The sequence below is a fragment of the Paraburkholderia diazotrophica genome, assembly GCF_038900755.1.
Taxonomy (GTDB): domain Bacteria; phylum Pseudomonadota; class Gammaproteobacteria; order Burkholderiales; family Burkholderiaceae; genus Paraburkholderia; species Paraburkholderia diazotrophica_A.
Genome location: NZ_JBBPEN010000001.1, coordinates 326,070 through 345,217, shown reverse-complemented (window position 1 = coordinate 345,217; position 19,148 = coordinate 326,070). Strand labels below are relative to the sequence as shown.

At 62.2% G+C, this 19,148-nt stretch carries 17 protein-coding genes; 11 read left to right on the top strand and 6 right to left on the bottom strand.

Translation table 11 applies throughout. The annotated features are described in order from the left end of the window. The first annotated feature begins 580 nt into the window (after window positions 1-580). Window positions 581-838 (top strand): hypothetical protein, encoded by a 258-nt coding sequence (locus tag AABE10_RS01635; protein WP_342931554.1) that lies wholly within the window; start codon window positions 581-583, stop codon window positions 836-838. A 578-nt stretch (window positions 839-1,416) separates the two neighbouring features. Beyond that, entirely contained in the window at window positions 1,417-2,472 is a 1,056-nt protein-coding gene (locus tag AABE10_RS01630) for a hypothetical protein (RefSeq protein ID WP_342931553.1), read from the top strand. Window positions 2,473-2,613: 141 nt separating this feature from the next. Here AABE10_RS01630 and AABE10_RS01625 read toward each other — a convergent pair whose 3' ends face one another. The 3 genes from AABE10_RS01625 to AABE10_RS01615 all read right to left on the bottom strand — a co-directional run bounded on the left by AABE10_RS01625 (window position 2,614) and on the right by AABE10_RS01615 (window position 5,781). Next, entirely contained in the window at window positions 2,614-3,459 is an 846-nt protein-coding gene (locus AABE10_RS01625; RefSeq protein WP_087732933.1) for a carbohydrate ABC transporter permease, read from the bottom strand. Beyond that, window positions 3,456-4,346, bottom strand: a complete 891-nt coding sequence (locus tag AABE10_RS01620) for a sugar ABC transporter permease (protein ID WP_342931552.1) — start codon at window positions 4,344-4,346, stop codon at window positions 3,456-3,458. Before AABE10_RS01620 ends, AABE10_RS01625 begins: the two co-directional genes overlap by 4 nt. A gap of 202 nt (window positions 4,347-4,548) precedes the next feature. Continuing rightward, window positions 4,549-5,781, bottom strand: a complete 1,233-nt coding sequence (locus AABE10_RS01615; RefSeq protein WP_342931551.1) for a sugar ABC transporter substrate-binding protein — start codon at window positions 5,779-5,781, stop codon at window positions 4,549-4,551. 297 nt (window positions 5,782-6,078) lie between these two features. Here AABE10_RS01615 and AABE10_RS01610 point away from each other — a divergent pair, with 297 nt between their 5' ends. The 3 genes from AABE10_RS01610 to AABE10_RS01600 all read left to right on the top strand — a co-directional run bounded on the left by AABE10_RS01610 (window position 6,079) and on the right by AABE10_RS01600 (window position 8,955). Further along, window positions 6,079-6,852: an SDR family oxidoreductase gene (locus tag AABE10_RS01610; protein ID WP_342931550.1), complete on the top strand. Its 774-nt coding sequence runs from the start codon at window positions 6,079-6,081 to the stop codon at window positions 6,850-6,852. A 98-nt stretch (window positions 6,853-6,950) separates the two neighbouring features. After that, window positions 6,951-8,024 carry a sn-glycerol-3-phosphate ABC transporter ATP-binding protein UgpC gene (locus AABE10_RS01605; RefSeq protein ID WP_342931549.1) on the top strand — a complete coding sequence of 358 codons (1,074 nt, stop codon included), beginning with the start codon at window positions 6,951-6,953 and terminating at the stop codon, window positions 8,022-8,024. A gap of 58 nt (window positions 8,025-8,082) precedes the next feature. Then, a complete protein-coding gene (locus AABE10_RS01600; RefSeq protein WP_342931548.1) occupies window positions 8,083-8,955 on the top strand; it encodes an SIS domain-containing protein in 873 nt (290 codons plus the stop codon). 31 nt (window positions 8,956-8,986) lie between these two features. On the opposite strand, the gene AABE10_RS01595 is transcribed toward AABE10_RS01600, so the two are convergent. Then, window positions 8,987-9,832 carry an IclR family transcriptional regulator gene (locus AABE10_RS01595; RefSeq protein ID WP_342931547.1) on the bottom strand — a complete coding sequence of 282 codons (846 nt, stop codon included), beginning with the start codon at window positions 9,830-9,832 and terminating at the stop codon, window positions 8,987-8,989. Between the two features lie 2 nt (window positions 9,833-9,834). After that, window positions 9,835-10,692 (bottom strand): IclR family transcriptional regulator, encoded by an 858-nt coding sequence (locus AABE10_RS01590; protein ID WP_342931546.1) that lies wholly within the window; start codon window positions 10,690-10,692, stop codon window positions 9,835-9,837. A 261-nt stretch (window positions 10,693-10,953) separates the two neighbouring features. Between AABE10_RS01590 and AABE10_RS01585 the strand changes: the two genes are divergently transcribed. The 4 genes from AABE10_RS01585 (at window position 10,954) to AABE10_RS01570 (ending at window position 15,478) form a co-directional block, all read left to right on the top strand. Continuing rightward, entirely contained in the window at window positions 10,954-11,913 is a 960-nt protein-coding gene (locus tag AABE10_RS01585) for an MBL fold metallo-hydrolase (RefSeq protein WP_342931545.1), read from the top strand. Window positions 11,914-11,985: 72 nt separating this feature from the next. Continuing rightward, complete coding sequence (locus AABE10_RS01580; RefSeq protein WP_342931544.1) at window positions 11,986-13,692, top strand: FAD-dependent oxidoreductase; 1,707 nt, start codon at window positions 11,986-11,988, stop codon at window positions 13,690-13,692. A 30-nt stretch (window positions 13,693-13,722) separates the two neighbouring features. Then, window positions 13,723-13,974: a DUF2783 domain-containing protein gene (locus AABE10_RS01575; protein WP_342931543.1), complete on the top strand. Its 252-nt coding sequence runs from the start codon at window positions 13,723-13,725 to the stop codon at window positions 13,972-13,974. 160 nt (window positions 13,975-14,134) lie between these two features. Next, entirely contained in the window at window positions 14,135-15,478 is a 1,344-nt protein-coding gene (locus AABE10_RS01570) for an MFS transporter (RefSeq protein WP_342931542.1), read from the top strand. Window positions 15,479-15,482: 4 nt separating this feature from the next. Here the strand turns inward: AABE10_RS01570 and AABE10_RS01565 are convergent, their stop codons facing one another. Next, window positions 15,483-15,956, bottom strand: coding sequence for an Lrp/AsnC family transcriptional regulator (locus AABE10_RS01565; RefSeq protein WP_342931541.1), 474 nt, complete (start codon window positions 15,954-15,956; stop codon window positions 15,483-15,485). Window positions 15,957-16,457: 501 nt separating this feature from the next. On the opposite strand from AABE10_RS01565, the gene AABE10_RS01560 reads away from it, so the two are divergent. Then, entirely contained in the window at window positions 16,458-17,927 is a 1,470-nt protein-coding gene (locus AABE10_RS01560; RefSeq protein ID WP_342932228.1) for an NCS1 family nucleobase:cation symporter-1, read from the top strand. Between the two features lie 253 nt (window positions 17,928-18,180). Further along, window positions 18,181-19,107 (top strand): LysR family transcriptional regulator, encoded by a 927-nt coding sequence (locus AABE10_RS01555; protein ID WP_342931540.1) that lies wholly within the window; start codon window positions 18,181-18,183, stop codon window positions 19,105-19,107. The last annotated feature ends 41 nt before the right edge of the window (window positions 19,108-19,148 follow it).

Below are 19,148 nucleotides of genomic sequence, written 5' to 3'. Positions count from 1 at the left end.
AGCGAATGCGGGTTTCAACGTTGCGCCAGGGAGGGCGCTCAGAATCCACTCATACGCATTCATGTCTCGCTGTTGCGCATGCATTGCATCAGTCAGGGCGAGGAGCGCCTTGTCGGCCGAATGTTTGCCCAAGTCGATGAACAGGCTTTCGAATGGGTCTTTAGGATTCGCAACGGCACGCAATGCAAGGTGGCGCTCTGTCAAATCGATCTCCCGTCTGTGAATCTGTGACTCTATGAGACTGTGAGTCTATGAGCCTTGAAGCAGAGCAGCGTGGCATCGTGTTGCCCGCCGCGTCACGCCCCATGTTAGCGAGTTGTATGTGTCAACGTGGTGAATATTGTCCGTGGGATTGTCGTCCGGGAGTTTCGCGCGCCCATGAGATGCAGCACGATAGCGCTTCGAACGACACCTCTCTGCATATCGTGGCTTTGACAATAGCCTCAGCGATTGTTTCGATAGCCGGCACGCGTTGCACCACCAAAACAGGCTGAAGGTTTCAGTAATGCATCAGGCGGGCGCTGATTCAAATTGCCCTCCGGCGCGTGCTCGGCAGCCAGACGCGACACCGAACATGCCCATGCGCCGATATTCGCCGTTCAGGAATGCAACGTTCGGCGCAAGCGGACTCACGCCCAACGCCGGCAACGGTTTCAGCCTTCAAATGGCCAGCGCCGGCGAAACATTGGCGAATAGAGAAGGTATTTTGAAGGCGCCGCGTATCACGATTGAAATGGTTCTTGCCGCATTCTTTCTGCGTGAAAGCTCGCGGCCTTTCACAGCCCTTTTGTTGCCTTGCCGATCAAGGCGTTGCCTGTTCTGGCACGACAAGCGCTAAGCCGAGCGCACGGCTTTGGCGGACACGAACGACTGACTCTCATTGGCCAAGGCCGTTGTCGTAATTCAATACACGCGTAACTCCTATCCGGCGCCAGCCGGTTGCCAGGCGGGCAACGATCACTAAAAGAAAGACCGTCCTGTTTTGCCGGCTTCGATTTCCGGCGTGCATGTCAATCGACCGTCCAGGTGCGCGGAGGGCCCGCTTTGCCTGTCGGCGATTCTTCGAAAGGAGCTGCCATGAACAACAGCTTTTGCTCCAGATGCTCGTGCATTGTCCTTCGAGTTTCGTCGCCACCTCGGTGCTTTGGCCGCAAATCCCTAATCAAGACCAGTTGAGCGAAGGCCGCGTGCTACGCGCTGCTTGAGCAAGGCCGCCTTATCGGCAGGCGGGTAGATACGCACGACGTCGTAACGACACGGGCCGCATGTTCGTGCGCATGAATCGTGAACACGCGGCTCGTCCGTGCAAGGACACACAGGGCAACACAACGATGCACAACCTCATGGAGGCAGGCGATGAACACACGTACTCCGTTATTTTCGCGCTACGGTCAGCGCACGAGACGCACCTTGGCCATGACGAAAGCACGACGTTCGCTTCTGATCGGCGCGGCTGTCGTGATCGGCACACTGCTGGGCAGCCAGGTTGCCAGAGCCGATGACATTTTCGTCGGCGATACCGGCGACAACACCGTCAAACGCTTCGATGCAGCGACGGGCGCATCGCGAGGCACATTCGTGCAGTCGGGAACAGCAGGCCTGAACGGCCCGATGGGCATGATCTTCACCGATGGGCAACTGATCGTGGTCAATCAGAACTTCGGCTCAGTAGCCGGCGAGGTTTTGCGCTTCGACAGCAACACGGGCATGTTCGTCGGCAAGCTCGTTTCTTCGACCGACCGGGGCGCGGCCTTTGCCCCGCAGGGCATTGTTCGCGGTGATCCGGGCGACCGCTTTTACGTCGCAGACCTCGGCCTTCGGGGCGACGACTGCGCGAACGAAGGTGCCGTGGACGAATACAACGATGCAGGCGCGTTCCTCGGCAGTCTCGACCGGCGCGACTTCAAGCCCGCTTTCTATCCGCGCGGCGTGGTCTTCGGTCCCGATGGGCTGTTGTATGTCTCCGCGAGAGGCTGCCCACTGCCTGGCGATCCTGCTGACGCGCTCATTGCGTATGTGCTGCGCTTCAATCCAAACTCGAAGAAGTTTATCGACGTGTTTGCGTCCAGCAAGACCGTGCCCGGTTTTCACCGTCCCGAGGGACTCGTATTCGACGAACACGGCGATCTCTGGATCACGAGCTTCCGGGACACCAGCGACGCGAACGATGTGGACAGGATTCTGAAGCTGGATGGAAGAACGGGGCGGCTTAGCGATTCGCTGCCGCTGTCTGAGCCGGGCGCGCCGAGAGCCTTTGCACAGGCCATTCTCTTCGGGCCGGATGGAAAGCTGTTCATTCCCATCTCGGGCAACGCGGCCGAGACGACGGGACAGCTTCGTCGCTGCGACACGACGACGAAGCACTGTGACATCATCGTCGCGGCAAATAGCGCGGGCGGGCCGCTCGTTTCTCCATGGTTCCTGATCTTCATGCGCAGCGACCCGGCGACGCTGACGTACAGAGGACGTTAGCGCAACGCGCGCACCCACGAATCGGACGAAGCGCCTCTCCATGAGCAGAACAACGGCGGCAGCTTCGTCCGCACAACGACGTTGCGGACCATAAACGCAGCCGGACCCGCGATGACCGTCGCGCGACGAATCAGGAACGCGTTACTTCACCGCCCCGAGCGCGAGCCCCTTCACGAGATAACGCTGCAACCACGCGAATACGACGGACACGGGCAACGTCGCGCATAGCGTCGCCGCCATCACCAGATGCCATTCGACGACGTACTTGCCCGCCACCATGTCGGTGACTTGCACGGTGAGCGTCTTGTTTTCCGGCGAGCGGATCAGCGTGTAGACGACGGCAAACTCGTTCCACGCATTGATGAACGTGAAGATCGCCGTCACGACGATCGCGGGCACGGCGAGTGGCAAGAAGACCTTGAACACGGCGCGCGAGCGGCTGCATCCTTCGAGCCACGCCGACTCTTCGAGATCGCGCGGCACCGTCTGGAAATACGACGACAGCATCCACACGGCGAACGCGATATTGAACGCCGCGTACGAGACGATCACGCCGATCTTCGAGTCGACGAGATTGCCGTCGCCATACGGAATCATCGCGGCGAGGCGGAACAGGCCGACCACCAGCAGAATCGGCGAGAGCATCTGCGTGACGAGCAGGAACTGTCGATAGAGCCCGCGTCCGCGAAACGGAAAGCGCGCGAGCGCATATGCGGCAGGCAGGCTGACGGCCAGCGCGAGCGCCGTCGAAAGCAGGCTGATCACGCAACTGTTGCGCAACGCGACGCCGAAGTTCGCGGCCGTCCACATATCGACGAAGTTCTGCCATTGCCAATGCACGGGGAACCAGCGCGCCGGATAGATGAACACTTCCTGCGCGGGCTTCAACGCGGTGAACAGCATCACGGCAAACGGAAACAGCACGATCACGACGAGCGGCGACAGCGCGAGCCAGCACCACACGGTGCGCTTCATCTTCGCGTTCATGCGGGCTCTCCTTCCTTCGACGGCTGAATGCGCAGATACAGCACCGAGAACACGAACAGCATCACGAGCATGACCAGCGACACGGCGGCCGCCTGGCCGGGGCGTCCGAGCCTGAAGCCCAGTTCGTACAGGTACGTGACGAGGATATGCGTGCCGTTGTCGGGGCCGCCTTGCGTCATCACCCAGATGATCGGAAACGAGTTGAACACGTAGATCACGTTGAGCAGGATCGCCATGTTCACGAACGGGCGCAGCAACGGCAGCGTCAACTGGCGGAACTGCTGCCACGCGCTTGCGCCGTCGATGCGAGCGGCTTCGTAGATATCGCCGGGCACGGAAGACAGCCCGCCAAGCAGGATCGTCACCGTGAACGGAATCGACACGAGGATGCCGACGGCGATTTCCACCGGGAACGCGAGTTCGGGCGTCGCGAGCCAGTGAATCGGCCCGCCGATCAGCCCGAGACGCTGCAACGTGACGTTGACCATCCCATAGTCGTCGTTGAAGGCCCAGCGCCAGACGACGGCTGTCATCGTCAGCGAGACGGACCATGGCAGCATCACGATCGTGCGCGCGATGCCGCGGCCATGAAAGTCCTGATTCAGCACCAGCGCGACGGGCACGGAAATGATGATCGTGCCGCCGACCACGCAAGCCGTCCAGACGATCGTCCGGCGCAGCGAATCGAGAAACACGGGATCGGCGAAGACGGTATAGAAGTTCTTCAGGCCGGTGAAATCGCGAATCGCACCGAAGCGCGACACATCGTGCAGCGACTGGTACACGATGTTGAAGATCGGATAGCTGATGATGAACAGCGCGAGAATCAGGCTCGGCGCGATCAGCCACCAGGGCGCGGCGGCGCGCGGCGCGATGGAACGGCTCATGCGCGCTCGATCGACAGTTGCTTGGGCGTTGGAACTCATGAAGCCCTCGGGACGGAATGGGCCGGATGCAATACGACGCACGCTTCGCATGAACAAAGCACAGCGCGCGCTCATCGAACTTGAAGCCGCATCGACATCGAGCCGATGCGGCTTCCGTACTTCTTCGCTAATAACGAATCGTCAACGAAGGCTCAAGCGCGCTTCAATGGCCGAGCGCCTGGTTCGCCTGGTTGGCCGCCTGTTTCAGCGCATCGTCGGGCTTCGCCTTGCCGAGATAGACGGCCTGCATCGCGTTCGTCACGGCCTTCGCGGTGTCTTCCCAGCCCGTCACCGTCGGCGCGAAACGCGCTTGCGGCAACAGCGCGATGAACGCCTTCGTGTCGGCATCGTTGAACGCGGGGTCGGCGGCTTCCGCCTTCGTCGTCGGCAGGAAGCCTTCCGTGCTCGTGAACTCGACGCGCGGTTCCTTCGTGAACAGATAGTCGAGGAACTTCCACGCGTCCTTCTTCACCTTCGAGTTCTTGAACATCACGATCGAATCGGTGACGGCATACGTCGCGCCATTCGTGCCGACGGGAACCGGGTCGATGCCGTACTTCAGATTCGGCGCTTCCTTCTTGATCTGCTTCGCGAGGAACGGCGCGGAGATCACCATCGCGACGCGGCCCTGCTTGAACAGGTTCTGCACGTCCTCGCGGCTGTAGCCCGTCACGCCAGGCTGCGTCAGGCCCTGGTCGATCATCGACTTGTACAGCGTCGCTGCCTTGATGCCAGCGGGCGAATCGAAGCCGGCCTTGCCTTGCTTGTTCAGCACGTCGCCGCCGTTGGTCCACAGCGCATAGTAGTAGTACACGTCGGTTTCGATTTCCTTGCCCTGGAGGCCGAAACCGGCGACGCCCTTCGCCTTCAGCTTCTTCGACGCGTCGATCACGTCATTCCACGTCTTCGGGCCATTCGGATAGCCGACGCTCGCGAGCAGATCCTTGTTGTAGTAGAGCGCGCGTGCCGAAGCGGCGATGGGCAGGCCGTACGTCTTGCCGTTGATCTGGCCAGGCGCGAGGAACGGGCCGATGAAACGGCCCTTGAAGTTCGCATCCATGTAGCCGTCGAGCGGCTCGGCCACGTCGTCCTTCACGAAATCGAGCAGCCAGCGCGTGCCGACGATCGCGAGATCGGCGTTCGCGTTGCCCGAGATGTCCGTTTGCAGCTTCTGTTGCAGCGTGTCCCAGTTCACGTCCTCGATCTTGATCGTGGTGCCGGGGTTGGCCTTCTCGAACTGGCGGGCCATTTTCTCGAAGTACGGGGCCGTCGCGTCGCTGTAGTGCGCGACCGTCACACGCACCGTATCGGCGTGCGCCGATAGGGCAAGACCTGCAAACGCGAGCGCTGCGGCGACTTTGCCGAGCGTGAGGGAAGCACGTGCATGCAACGACATTTCGTCTCTCCTGGGATGGTCCGCCGCCGTAGCCGGCTGCTTGGGTTGATTGTTTGAAAAAATCCTACACACGAAAAAAAATGTTGTCACGTAGGGCTGACGATATTTTTTGTCGTCCGGTTTTTTGCATAAGATGCCGTAAAAGATGGGCTTTTTGTGCGGTGCGGGTTGGGCGATCTATGTAGCGAACGCATCATTCGCAAACCCCCAAAATGCGCACTATGTAGGAAATTTACATGACGACCGACGGTTTCGCGCATCGAGCGCAGGCCGTCCGGGAACGTGGAGAGGACGGACATGAAGCGTGTCGTGCTGGTGACGGGAGCGTGCGGTGGAATCGGCAGCGTGTTGTGCCGGCGTTTCGTCGAGGACGGCGCGACGGTGCTCGCGCTCGATATCGACGCCACCGCGCTGAACGAGCTTGCTGCAAGTCTGGGCGCCGACAACGTGACGCCCGTCGCCGTCGATCTCGGCGATGCCGAGGCGGTGCGCGAGAGCGTTGCGCAAGCGGTGCAAGCGCGCGGCCCCGTCGATGTGCTGGTCGCGAACGCGGGCGCAGCGGAAGGGCTGACGCTCGCGACGACGGACGCCGCGAGCTGGCAGCGCGACGTGCATCTGAACCTGAACGGCACGTATCACACGGTCGAAGCGGTGCGCGCGTCGATGATCGAGCGGCAGCGCGGATCGATCGTGCTGATCGGCTCGGTGAACGGCATGGCGGCGCTCGGCCATCCCGCGTACAGCGCGGCGAAGGCGGGACTCATCAGCTATACGAAGTCGCTCGCGATCGAACTCGGGCGTTATGGCATTCGCGCGAACATCGTATGTCCGGGCACTGTGAAGACGAAGGCGTGGCAGGCGCGCGTCGACAAGAATCCGCAAGTGTTCGAGAACCTGAAGAAGTGGTATCCGCTGCGCGACTTCGCGACGCCCGACGATATCGCCGATGCCGTGCTTTTTCTCGCATCGCCGATGGCGCGCGTGATCACGGGCGTCGCGCTGCCCGTCGATGGCGGCCTGATGGCGGGCAATCGTCTGATGGCCGAGGAGCTGACGCTCGAATCGCTATAGCGCGATTAACGCCTTTAACGCCTTCGCACAGGCAAACGTGACCGCACAACCGCAACGCGGCGACATGCAACGCCGCGCACGACGACGATGAGGACAGCATGGCAGCAGTGCAACTGAGCGGCATCTACAAGCGTTATGGCGACACGCAGGTCGTGCACGGCATCGACCTGCACATCGACGACGGCGAGTTCGTCGTGCTGGTCGGCCCGTCGGGTTGCGGCAAGAGCACGTTGATGCGGATGGTCGCGGGCCTCGAAGAAATCAGCGGCGGCGAGCTGACGATCGGCGGCACGCGTGCGAACGGCTTGCCGCCGCAGCAGCGCAATATCTCGATGGTGTTTCAGAGCTACGCGCTGTATCCGCATCTGTCCGTATACGACAACATCGCGTTCGGTCCGCGTATTCGCAAGGAAGCGTCGACGAGCTTCAAGCCGCGCATCGAGGCGGCCGCGAAGATGCTGAACCTCAGCGGCTATCTGGACCGCTTGCCGCGCGCGCTGTCGGGCGGCCAGCGTCAGCGCGTCGCGATGGGGCGCGCGGTGGTGCGCGAGCCGTCGCTGTTCCTGTTCGACGAGCCGCTGTCGAACCTCGACGCGAAGCTGCGCGTGCAGATGCGCACGGAGATCAAGGCGCTGCATCAGCGGCTCAAGAACACGGTGATCTACGTCACGCACGACCAGATTGAGGCGATGACGATGGCCGATCGCATCGTCGTGATGAACGCGGGGCGCATCGAGCAGATCGGGCGTCCGCTGGAACTGTACGACCGTCCGGCGAATCTGTTCGTCGCGAGCTTTCTCGGCTCGCCTTCGATGAACTTCGCGGAGGGCGAAGTGGTGAGCGCGGCGAACGGCGTCGCATTGCAACTCGGCGATGGTGCGCGGATTCCGCTGCCCGGCGTGAGCGGCGCGACGGCGAAGCCCGGCGCGAAAGTCACGCTCGGCGTGCGGCCCGAGCATATCGAAGCATCGAACGACGGCATTCCGATGGACGTCGAAGTGATCGAGCCGACGGGCGCGGAAACGCATCTGTACGGCAAGATCGGCGGCGCGTCGTGGTGCGTGACGACGCGCCAGCGCGCGTCGATCGAGCCGGGTCAGCGCGTGACGGTGCGCTTTCCCGAGCAGCACATGCATCTGTTCGACACGGGGAGCGGACGCAGACTCGGCTGACGGCACGACATAGCGACGACATGCCGTTGATTCACCTTCAACCCAAAGGAACGCACGGGTGTCCGCACCGAACCTGATTCCTCATATCCGCAGCGCGCTCGAATCGCTGCGGCCCGCCGAGCGCAAGGTCGCCGACATGGTGCTGTCGGATGTCGACTTCGCGATGCGCGCGAGCATCACCGAGCTTGCGCAGCGCGCGGACGTATCCGAGCCTTCCGTCACGCGCTTCTGCCGGGCCGTCGGTGCGCACGGTTTGCGCGACTTCAAGATGCAGCTCGCGCAAAGCGTCGCGGGCGGGATGCCGTATGCGTCGCAGGCCGTCGCGCGCGACGACGATACCGAGGCGCTGATGCAAAAGGTCGGCGAAGCGGCCGTCGAAGGCATCATGCAGGCGCGCAGCGCGATCGATCCCGTCGCGGTGAACGCCGCGATGGCCGCCCTGGCGAGCGCGCGTCGCGTGTATTTCTTCGGCGTCGGCTCGGGTTCGGGGCTTGTCGCGCAGGACGCGGCGTTGCGCTTCCTGCGCCTCGACATCGCCGCGAGCGCTTTTACGGATGCGCATTTGCAGCGCCTGTACGCGGGTCTGCTCGAACCCGGCGACGTCGCGTTCGCGATTTCGCATTCGGGGCGCAGCGTCGAAGTGAACGAGAGCATGCAGATCGCGAAGGAGCGCGGCGCGACGACGATTGCGTTAACCAATGTCGGCTCGCGGCTCGCGTGGATGGTCGATATCCCGTTGCTGTTGCGCGTGCCGAGTCCCGTCGATCCGAATACGCCGGGCGTGTCGCGGCTCGTGCATCTGTGCGTGATGGATGCGCTCGCGATAGGCGTCGCGCTGCGGCTCGAACCGCACACGCTGGAGAAGATGCGTCACGCGAAAGCGCGCCTGTCGCACGAAGCAGATGAGGCCGCCGAGGACGAGCCTCGTTGAGCCTCGTTAGTCAGGCGTGCGTCGTCGCTGTTTAGCGATGCACGAATCCGAACCGCCGCGACAGACGTTGAGCCGCCGCGAGCAACGTTTGCGCGGCGCCGCCCTGCGTGTCGCTGTCGAAACTTCCCGCCGTGCCCATCAACGCGATCACCAGCACGATGCTGCCCGTGTGATCGAAAACGGGCGCGGCCAGCGTGTTGATGCCGGGAATCGGCTTGTTGAGCGCGGTGTCGATGCCATGCTCGCGGATCTGCGCGAGACGCTCCGCGTACGGCGGCGCGAGCTTCGCCGCGCGCGCATCCGGCGACGCGAAAATCTCCGCGCGCTGCGCACCCGCGAGACGCAGATGATCCTGCGCGAGCAGACCGTGCCGCACATCGTCGGCGACATGAGCGGCGAACACGCGGCCGATCGCCGTGTTGACGAGCGACATCACCGTGCCCACGCGCAGGCTCACATGCAACGGCCGCGCCGATTCTTCGAGCCGCACGACGGTCGGCCCGAGCGGACCGAGCACGGCCATCGCGACGCTCATGCCCGTCGTCACCGCGAGGTCGACGATTTCGGGCTCCGCTTCGCGCGTCGGCGACAGGCGCTGCAATCCGATCAGACCCAGTTCTAGCGCAAGCGGCCCCGCTTCGAAACAACCTGACGCGTCGCGCCCGAGCAAGCCGATCTTCTGCAGGCTCACCAGATGCGGAAAGGCCTTCGCGGCCGGCATGCCCGCTGCCGCCGCCAGATCGCGCAACGACAACGGCTTGCCCGCCGCGACGAGAGCCGTGAGCAGCTCGCCCGTGCTGTCGAGCGACTGGATGCCGCGCTGCTGTTTTGCATCGGCGGCGGTTTCGGATGGCGAGGTCCTGAGGGCTTCGTTCATATTCAATGCGCCACGATATCCGCGCCGATCTCGCGCGCCGCGTCTTGCAGCGCGCGTGCGACCGGCCCGTTCCAGTTCACGTCGATTGTGCCGCTCGGGCCGATCACCGTCAGCGCGAGGCATAGCTCGCCGGCGGCATCGAGCACGGGCACGGCGAGACTGCTGATGCCGGGGCTCGGCGCGTCGATGCCGCGTTCGATACCGCGCTCGCGGATCGCGGCAAGCGTCGCGTCGAACGCTTTGCGCCCGGCGGGCGCGACGATATCGGCCGTGCCGCCCGACTGGTTCGCCCACATCGTCTGCAATTGAGCGGGCGCGACGAACGCGCAGAACACGCGTCCCGTCGATGTGGCGGGCAAAGACATCACCGTGCCCACATGCAGGTTCACATGCAGCGGAAAGCCCGCGTGCTCGTAGCGGACGATGGTCGGCCCTTGCGGACCGGCCGTGCAGATCGCGACGCTAAAACCGATGTGCTCGGCGAGCGCCGCGACGCGCGGCACGGCGGCGCGAAACGCAGGCTGGTTCGCGAGCCGCATCAGGCCGAGCCGCAATGACAGCGGGCCCGGCTCGTAGCGTCCCAAGAGTTCGTCGCGCTTGATGAGGCCGAGCCGCGTGAGGCTCACGAGATACGCGTGCGCCTGGCCGGGCGCGATGTCGGCCGCCGATGCGAGGTCGGAGAGCGCGAGCGGCGCGCGCGCCGTCGCGAGCGCATGCAGTAGCCGTCCGCCGACTTCGACGCTCTGGATGCCGCGCTGCTGCTTGCCAGCGCCCGTTTCGCTGTCTGCTGCTGCTTTGGCTGTCTTGGCCGCCTTGCTCATGCCGCTCACGACGTTCGCGTGCTCCGAAAAAAGGTCCATGTTAAACGAACGCGCGCCTTCGACCGCCTACGATCGCGCCGATCCAGCGAGCGCTCAGGGTAAACACGAAATTAGCATATAGCGATATGATTCGCTATTGACAAATAATCGGCAGCGTCTAAGATGGAATCAACCCGACGCGACAGCAACAGCCGCCGGGCAATTCCAACCAATGGGGCGAGACAGTCATCCACACTGCGCCGGCCGTTCGCATGCGGCGCGCGGTCTCGCCCTTCGCCCTATCAATTGACGGAGACGAGCATGGCCAAGGCATTCGCATCGCAAGCCGACCTCGAAGAGAAGAAGATCACGTGGACGCAGCTGTCCGACAACGCGTATGCGTACACGGCGGAAGGCGACCCGAACTCCGGCGTGATCATCGGCGAAGACGGCGTGCTGATCGTCGATACGACCGCGACGCCCGCGATGGCGCAAGACCTGATCGCGAAGATCCGCAGCGTCACCGACAAGCCGATCAAATACGTCGTGCTGTCGCACTATCACGCGGTGCGCGTGCTCGGCGCGTCGGCGTATTTCAACGAAGGCGCGCAGCAGATCATCGCGAGCCGCGGCACGTATGAAATGATCGTCGAGCGCGGCGAGGCCGACATGAAGTCGGAGATCGAGCGCTTTCCGCGTCTCTTTGCCGGCGTCGAAACGGTGCCGGGCCTCACGTGGCCGACGCTTGTGTTCGAGAAGGAAATCACGCTGTTCCTCGGCAAGCTCGAAGTGCGCATCGCGCATCTTGGCGCGGGTCATACGAAGGGCGATACCGTCGTGTGGCTGCCTTCGCAAAAGGTGCTGTTCTCGGGCGATCTCGTCGAATACGAGGCCGCGTGCTATTGCGGCGATGCTCAGCTCGAACAGTGGCCCGCGACGCTCGAAGCGCTGCGCGCGTTGAACGCCGAAAAGCTGGTGCCGGGTCGTGGTCCCGCGCTGACCACGCCCGAAGACGTGAACAAGGGCTTGGACTATACGAAGGACTTCGTCACGACGTTGCTGCAAAGCGGCCGCGAGGCCGTCGCCGAAAAACTCGATCTGAAGGCCGCGATGGCGCACACGCGCAAGGCGATGGACCCGAAGTTCGGCCAGGTCTTTATTTACGAGCACTGCCTGCCGTTCGATGTGTCGCGCGCGTATGACGAGGCGAGCGGCATCGCGCATCCGCGCATCTGGACCGCGCAGCGCGACAAGGATATGTGGGACGCGCTTCAGGCGTGATTCCATGCGTGACGCCCGCCGGGCGTGATGCGGCATGACCGAAGCACAGAGCAGATGGATGGAGACAGCAGAATGAGCAGCATCGACTATCAGACCTTGTCGTTCGAGTACCGGCGCTGCGCCGAGCAGGACAACAGCACGGCGAAGCACCCCGTGATCGTGGTCGGCGCGGGGCCCGTCGGTCTCGCGACGGCAATCGATCTCGCGCAGCATGGCGTGCCCGTCGTGCTCGTCGACGATGATTGCTCGCTTTCGACAGGTTCGCGTGCGATCTGCTTTTCGAAGCGCTCGCTCGATATCTTCGATCGCCTCGGCTGCGGCGACCGGATGGTCGACAAGGGTATCAGCTGGAACGTCGGCAAGGTGTTCTTGCAGGACGAGCTGGTGTACACGTTCAATCTGCTGCCGGAGGCGGGGCATCATCGTCCCGCGTTCATCAACTTGCAGCAGTACTACGTCGAAGGCTTCCTGCTCGAGCGCGCGCAGTCGCTGCCGAATATCGACATCCGCTGGAAGAACAAGGTGATCGGCTTGCAGCAGCACGGCGAGCCGGGTTCCACAGATGCGTTCGTCACGCTGACCGTCGAGACGCCCGATGGCGACTATCCGTTGTGCGGCCGCTATGTCATCGCCGCCGACGGCTCGCGCAGCCCAATCCGCAACACGATGGGACTCGACAGCAAGGGCCGCGTTTTCAAGGACCGTTTTCTGATCGCCGACGTGAAAATGGAAGCGGAGTTTCCGAGCGAGCGCTGGTTCTGGTTCGATCCGCCGTTCCATCCGAATCAGTCGGTGCTGCTGCATCGCCAGCCCGACAACGTATGGCGCATCGACTTTCAACTCGGCTGGGACGCGGATCCCGTCCTCGAGAAAACGCCCGAGCGCGTGCTGCCGCGCGTGCGCGCGCTGCTCGGACCCGATGTGAAATTCGAACTGGAATGGGTCAGCGTCTACACGTTTTCATGTCTGCGCATGGATCGCTTCCGGCATGGCAACGTGGTGTTCGTCGGCGATGCCGCGCATCTCGTGTCGCCGTTCGGCGCGCGCGGCGCGAACAGCGGCTTTCAGGATGCCGAGAACATCGCGTGGAAGCTCGCGATGGTGCTCGACGGCCGCGCGCCGGACGCGTTGCTTGACACGTATGCGAGCGAACGCGAATACGCGGCCGACGAAAACATCCGCAACTCGACGCGCTCCACCGACTTCATCACGCCGAAGTCGCCTGTCAGCCGCACCTTCCGCGACGCCGTGCTGAAGCTCGCGCGTAAGCATTCTTTCGCGCGTGCGCTCGCGAACAGCGGACGTCTTTCCGTGCCTGCGGTGCTGCGCGATTCGGCGCTCAACACGGCTGATCGCGACAGCTTCGAAGGCAAGATGGTGCCGGGGACTTCGTGCGCGGACGCGCCGGTTTTGCTGAACGGCGCGCCCGCCTGGCTGCTCGCGCAAGTGGGCGAGGTGTTCACGGGCGTGCTCTTCTGCGGCAAGGACGGCATCGACGCCGCGACGCAACGTGCGTGGAATGCGCTGCACGATGGCCCGGTTCCCCTGAAGCTGGTCATCGTCGCGCGTGATGGCGCGCGCGATTCGATACGTGATCTGAAGGGCGCAGTCGTCCTCGACGATGCCGAAGGTCTTGCGTTCTCGCGTTACGATGCGACGCCTGGCACGTTCTATTTGATCCGCCCGGACCAGCATGTGTGTGGGCGTTGGCGAACGCTCGACGCGGCGCGTATCGAAGCCGCGCTCAAACGGGCATTGTGCGTGGAAGGCATTGCGTAAATGCAGCGTACGGCGCAACAGGAGACAACAGTGGCACTCATCACGCAACTCAATCTGACACAACCCGACGACTTCTACGAAGCGCTGATCGACATGCATCGCGACTTCGATGAAGCGCAAAGCCAGGCGGCCAACGCGCAACTGATCCTGTTGCTCGCGAATCATATCGGCGACCATGCGACGCTGATGGAAGCGATTCGATATGCGCGCGAAGGCGTCGATGGAAAGGATGCGCAGGCTGCGGCGGGGCACGCAGCGGACGCACCGCGCGTCGCGGCCTGATCTTTTGATGCGGCTCGCAGCGTAAGCACAGGCGAGCCAGGCGAGCCATCACTTTTCCCACAGCCTCACCCGTTCACAACCTCACAACACGGCGCAACGAACGCCGGACCCGTTGGGTCCGTTGGACCCGTATTGTCTGGAGATCCTGATGAGTCATTCCATGAGCCACTCCGTTCCGCATGCCTATGAGCCTGGTGGTTCCGCCGCCACGCAGCACGACGACACGGCGCTTTATCGCAAGGTCACGTGGCGCATCGTGCCGTTTCTGTTTCTCTGCTACGTCATTTCGTTTCTCGATCGCATCAACATCGGCTTCGCGCAATTGCAGATGAAGCACGATCTCGGCTTCAGCGATGCGATGTATGGACTCGGCGCTGCCGTCTTCTATATCGGCTACGTGGCATGCGAAGTGCCGAGCAATCTGCTGTTGGCTCGCTTCGGCGCGCGCCGCACGTTCACGCGGATCATGCTGCTGTGGGGCGCGGCGTCGGTGTGCATGATGGTCGTCTCCCAACCGTCGCATTTCTATCTGTTGCGGTTCATGCTCGGCGTGTTCGAAGCGGGCTTCTTTCCGGGCATCGTGCTGTATCTGACGTACTGGTATCCCGCGCAGCGGCGCGCCGTGATCCTGTCGATTTTCTTCGCGGGCGTCGCGGTGGCGGGCGTGCTCGGTGGCCTCGTCTCCGGCTGGATCATGCGCGACATGGCGGGCGTCATGGGCCTGTTCGGCTGGCAATGGATGTTCGCGATCGAAGGCGCGCCCGCTCTCGTGCTCGGCTTGCTCGCTGCGTTCTGGCTCGTCGATGGGCCGCAAAAGGCTGCGTGGCTCACGCAGCAGGAGAAGGATCATCTGATCGCGCAACGCGATGCCGAGCATCGTCCCGCGAGTTCGCATTCTTCGCGCTCGTTCATCGACGCATTGCGCAACCCACGCGTCTATCTGTTCGGGTTCATCTATTTCTCGCTGACGTGCGCATCGTTGACGCTCAACTTCTGGATGCCGCTGATGATCCGCGATTTCGGCGTGCACGACGTGCTGTGGATCAGCCTGTACACGGTGATCCCCAATGCGATCGGCGCGGTTGGATTGATCGCCATTGCGCGTCATTCGGATCGTCACGGCGAGCGCCGCAAGCATTTCGCTTTTTGCACGATGGGGGGCGGTATCGCGCTGTCATTGCTCACGCTGCATCTGAGCAGCTTTGCCGCGATGCTCGGCATTCTGTCGATTGGCGCCGTGCTGATCTTCGCCGCGCTGCCGATCTTCTGGACCGTGCCGTCCGGTTATCTGTCGGGCAAGGCTGCTGCTGCGTGCATCGCGCTGATCAGCAGCATCGGCATTACGAGCGGCATCGTGAGCCCGTGGGTGATCGGCGTCATTAAGACACGCACGGGCAGCATGGACGTCGCGCTGTATCTGCTGACGGCACTGCTGTTCATGAGCGGCATCGCATTGCTGCGCGGCGTGCCTGCGCGGCGCATCGCGGACCAGGCGTCGGCTTGAATTCCTAGACCTGCACCGACGGAATGCTCTTCATGCAACGTAGCGCGAACATCGACCGGCTGTGTCGAATGCCGGAGATCTTGTAGAGTTTTTCGCGCAAGAAGCGTTCATAGCCCGCTGTGCCATCGACGGCCACCTTGATCAGATAGTCGTATTCGCCCGACACGAGATACGCCTCGAGCACGTCGGGCAGCGTCGCGAGTTCGGCGCCGAAGCGGGCCAGTGCGTCGTCGTCGTGCCGGTCGAGCGTGACCTCGATCAGCACGACATCCGCGAAACCCAGCTTCTGCTGGTCCAGCAACGCGACGTAGCCGCGGATATAACCGTCGGCTTCGAGTTGGCGCGTGCGGTTCCAGCACGCAGTGGTCGACATGCCGACAAGCTCGGCCAGTTCCGCATTCGACAGGCGCGCGTTCTTTTGCAGCGCGCGCATGATCGCGCGGTCCTGATTGTCCAGCGGGCGGGTGCGGGCTTGCATGATGTGCGATCAGAAGAATGTTCGTGGAATCTCCATTCTACCGGAACGATATTCCGTCTATGGCCCGTCTTTCGTGCGAGACAGGAAGCCTATCAACCTGCATCACCGGTATATTCTTCACCATGCTTCCTTGCCCGCAAGGACAGGCGGATAACCCTCCGCCGGCAGGTGCCGCGTCATTCGCAAGATGGCGCCGGCAGGGATGGTCAGCGGCGAAACCACGCCGTGCGACGCGTTCATCGGTCACGGAAGCATTCATTCTCTGCGCAGTTCTCGCGCGTCAATTTCCCCTGCTTCTATTCTCACGCCTGTTTTTTGTCCTATCGACAGGCGCTTTTATTACTAAAACAATCCATCTATATTGCAGAAATAAAATCTGTCATCGCGGACGTGGTGATTCCAGTCGGACACGGCAGTGAATCACGCGCGCGCGCCACGTCGCATCGTCAAGTCATGGCGGTCTTCGGGAGACGGCCATGCTTCAACCCAGCAGGGGGAGCCATGTCCACGTCGCCTCTTTTCGATGCGCCGCACGATTCCAGCGACTTCGCCGAGCACGCCGATTCGCGCCTGCACAACCGCGATCTCGCGCCCGTTCCGCACGACCGCCGCACGTGGACGGGCTACAGCATCTTTGCGATGTGGATGTCCGACGTGCATAGCGTCGGCGGCTATACGTTCGCGGCGAGTCTCTTTCTGCTCGGCATTTCCGGCTGGCAGGTGCTGATCGCACTGACGGTCGGCATTCTTGTCGTCTACATGCTGATGAACTGGGTCGGCAAACCGAGCTATATGCACGGCATTCCCTTCCCGGTGATGGCGCGCGTGAGCATGGGCGTGATGGGCGCAAACCTCGCGGCGATGATTCGCGGCGTGGTCGGCATTGTCTGGTATGGCGTGCAAACGTACTTCGCGTCCAAAGCGGTCGCGACACTACTGCTTTTGTTCATTCCCGCATCGGCGGCATTGCGTGACGTGAGCTTTCTGAAGCTCGATGGCCTGGGCTGGATAAGCTTTCTTTTCATGTGGATCTTCCAGCTCTTTATTTTTCAACGCGGCATGGAGACGATCCGCAAGTTCATCGATTTTTGCGGGCCGGCGGTGTACGTCGTGATGTTCGCGCTGATGGCGTGGATACTTTCGCAAGCTGGCCTTGGCAGCTTGAGCCTGACTCTTGGCGGTAAAACGCTGACGGGCGCACAACAGTTTGCGGGCATGGGGAATGCCATACTGCTCGTGGTCAGTTATTTCGCTGCGTTGCTGCTCAATTTCGGCGACTTCTCGCGTTTTGCAAGAAGCGAGCAGCAGATGAAAGTCGGCAATTTCCTCGGACTGCCCGTCAACTTCATCGTCTTCGCGATCATTACCGTCATCGTCACGTCGGGCAGCGCGAGCGTATTCGGTTCGATGATCATGGACCCCGTCGCGATCGTCGCGCACATCCAGAACAAGGTCGCCGTTGTGATCGGCAGCCTGACGTTTATCGTGGCGACAATGGGCATTAATATCGTCGCCAATTTTGTTTCGCCCGCCTATGATCTCGCCAATCTTTTCCCGAAGCACGTCGATTTCAAGCGCGGCGGTTTGATCGCGTCCATTCTCGCCGTGCTCGTTTGCCCGTGGATTTTTGTCGACAGTCCAAAGGCCATTACGATTTTTGTCAGCGTATTCGGCTCCGTGCTCGCACCGCTGTATGGCGTAATGATGGCCGACTTTTACCTCATCAAGAAACAGCACGTGCAAACGGCCGAACTCTATACGATGGCGCCGACGGGCCGCTTCTATTACGACGGCGGCTGGAACAAGGTGGGTGTTGCGGCGCTCGTGCTGTCGGGATGCATCTCCGTGGGTTGGGAGTTGTGCACCCAGTTGTTGCACGTGCTGCCCGAGAACAATTTTGGCTGGTTGATCGGCGCGGTTGCGGGCGCGGTGCTCTACGTGGCGATGATGCGGTTCGCGCGGAGAACCTGAAAGAATGACCGAGTGCGCATTCGTCCTCAAGAAAGTTCTCCGAGGCGAAAGAATTTGTGCTCGGGAAAAGCGTCAATGGACCGATTTCGGCGCTAGTTTGTCTTTAGAGACCGATTGAATTATTCGATACTCAGGTGTCGATTCGTGGCGCGCGCCGATGGCGCGCCACCGTCACCATATGCGCGCGCGTATAGAGCAAGAGCCGCCGAAGCAAACACCCATACTGCTACGACTCTTTCGAACGGACACGAAGATGGACCGGCTGGACGCGTTAAGGCTGTTCGTCGAAATCGCCGAAGCCGGGAGTTTTTCCGCGGCCGCGCGAAAGAGCACGATCTCGACTTCGACAGTCACGCTTGCGCTACAAAAGCTGGAAGAGGAAGTCGGTGCGCGGCTCATTACGCGCACGACACGGCGGCTGTCATTCACGCACGAAGGTCAACGTTTCCTCGACGACGCGCGCCGCGTGCTCGCCGATTGGGATGCCGCAATACTGAGCCTGCGCGACGACGGCCCTTTGAACGGACCGATCCGTCTCACGGCCAGCAACGACTTCGGCCGGACCCGAGTCGTGCCATTGCTCGACAAGTTCATGAGCCTGCATCCGCAAGTGCAGGTGTCGCTGCTGTTGACGGACGGCGTGGTCGATCTCGTCGATCAGCGTCTGGACCTTGCGTTGCGCAACGGACCTCTGATCGATTCGCGGCTCAAGGCGCGGCTGCTGCTGACGGGCCCGCTCGTCGTCTGCGCGGCGCCGTCGTACTGGACGGCGCATGGCAAACCGATGCACCCGTCTCAGCTTTCTTCGCACAATTGCCTGATATTCGCGCGACCCGATGGGCCGCTGTCGAACTGGCCGTTTATCATCGACGGCAAAAAGGTGTCGGTGAAGGTATCGGGAAACCGCGTTGCGAGCGATGGCAGCGTGCTGCGCGAATGGGCGATCAACGGTTATGGCGTTGTGCTCAAGAACCGGTGGGACATCTATCACGAACTGATGTCCGGCCGGCTCGAAACCGCGCTGGACCCATTCATCGGCGAACGCGTCGATCTGTTCGCGGTCTATGTGGGCGCAGTGCCGAGCCGGCGCGTTGGCACGCTGATCGACTTCATTGCGCGCGAGCTTGCCGTCGACGATGCGCTTGAACTGCATCCGCTCGACAGCACGCGCCCTCTCTAGTACGACAGACGTTTCCATTGTTCAGACTTTAGTCCGGCACG

Bases quoted from the DNA above. Each gene is read 5' to 3' on its own strand.
- AABE10_RS01635 (WP_342931554.1), top strand. From the start codon at position 581: ATGCGCCGATATTCGCCGTTCAGGAATGCAACGTTCGGCGCAAGCGGA.
- AABE10_RS01630 (WP_342931553.1), top strand. From the start codon at position 1,417: ATGACGAAAGCACGACGTTCGCTTCTGATCGGCGCGGCTGTCGTGATC.
- AABE10_RS01625 (WP_087732933.1), bottom strand. From the start codon at position 3,459: ATGAACGCGAAGATGAAGCGCACCGTGTGGTGCTGGCTCGCGCTGTCG.
- AABE10_RS01620 (WP_342931552.1), bottom strand. From the start codon at position 4,346: ATGAGCCGTTCCATCGCGCCGCGCGCCGCCGCGCCCTGGTGGCTGATC.
- AABE10_RS01615 (WP_342931551.1), bottom strand. From the start codon at position 5,781: ATGTCGTTGCATGCACGTGCTTCCCTCACGCTCGGCAAAGTCGCCGCA.
- AABE10_RS01610 (WP_342931550.1), top strand. From the start codon at position 6,079: ATGAAGCGTGTCGTGCTGGTGACGGGAGCGTGCGGTGGAATCGGCAGC.
- AABE10_RS01605 (WP_342931549.1), top strand. From the start codon at position 6,951: ATGGCAGCAGTGCAACTGAGCGGCATCTACAAGCGTTATGGCGACACG.
- AABE10_RS01595 (WP_342931547.1), bottom strand. From the start codon at position 9,832: ATGAACGAAGCCCTCAGGACCTCGCCATCCGAAACCGCCGCCGATGCA.
- AABE10_RS01590 (WP_342931546.1), bottom strand. From the start codon at position 10,692: ATGGACCTTTTTTCGGAGCACGCGAACGTCGTGAGCGGCATGAGCAAG.
- AABE10_RS01585 (WP_342931545.1), top strand. From the start codon at position 10,954: ATGGCCAAGGCATTCGCATCGCAAGCCGACCTCGAAGAGAAGAAGATC.
- AABE10_RS01580 (WP_342931544.1), top strand. From the start codon at position 11,986: ATGAGCAGCATCGACTATCAGACCTTGTCGTTCGAGTACCGGCGCTGC.
- AABE10_RS01570 (WP_342931542.1), top strand. From the start codon at position 14,135: ATGAGCCACTCCGTTCCGCATGCCTATGAGCCTGGTGGTTCCGCCGCC.
- AABE10_RS01565 (WP_342931541.1), bottom strand. From the start codon at position 15,956: ATGCAAGCCCGCACCCGCCCGCTGGACAATCAGGACCGCGCGATCATG.
- AABE10_RS01560 (WP_342932228.1), top strand. From the start codon at position 16,458: ATGTCCACGTCGCCTCTTTTCGATGCGCCGCACGATTCCAGCGACTTC.
- AABE10_RS01555 (WP_342931540.1), top strand. From the start codon at position 18,181: ATGGACCGGCTGGACGCGTTAAGGCTGTTCGTCGAAATCGCCGAAGCC.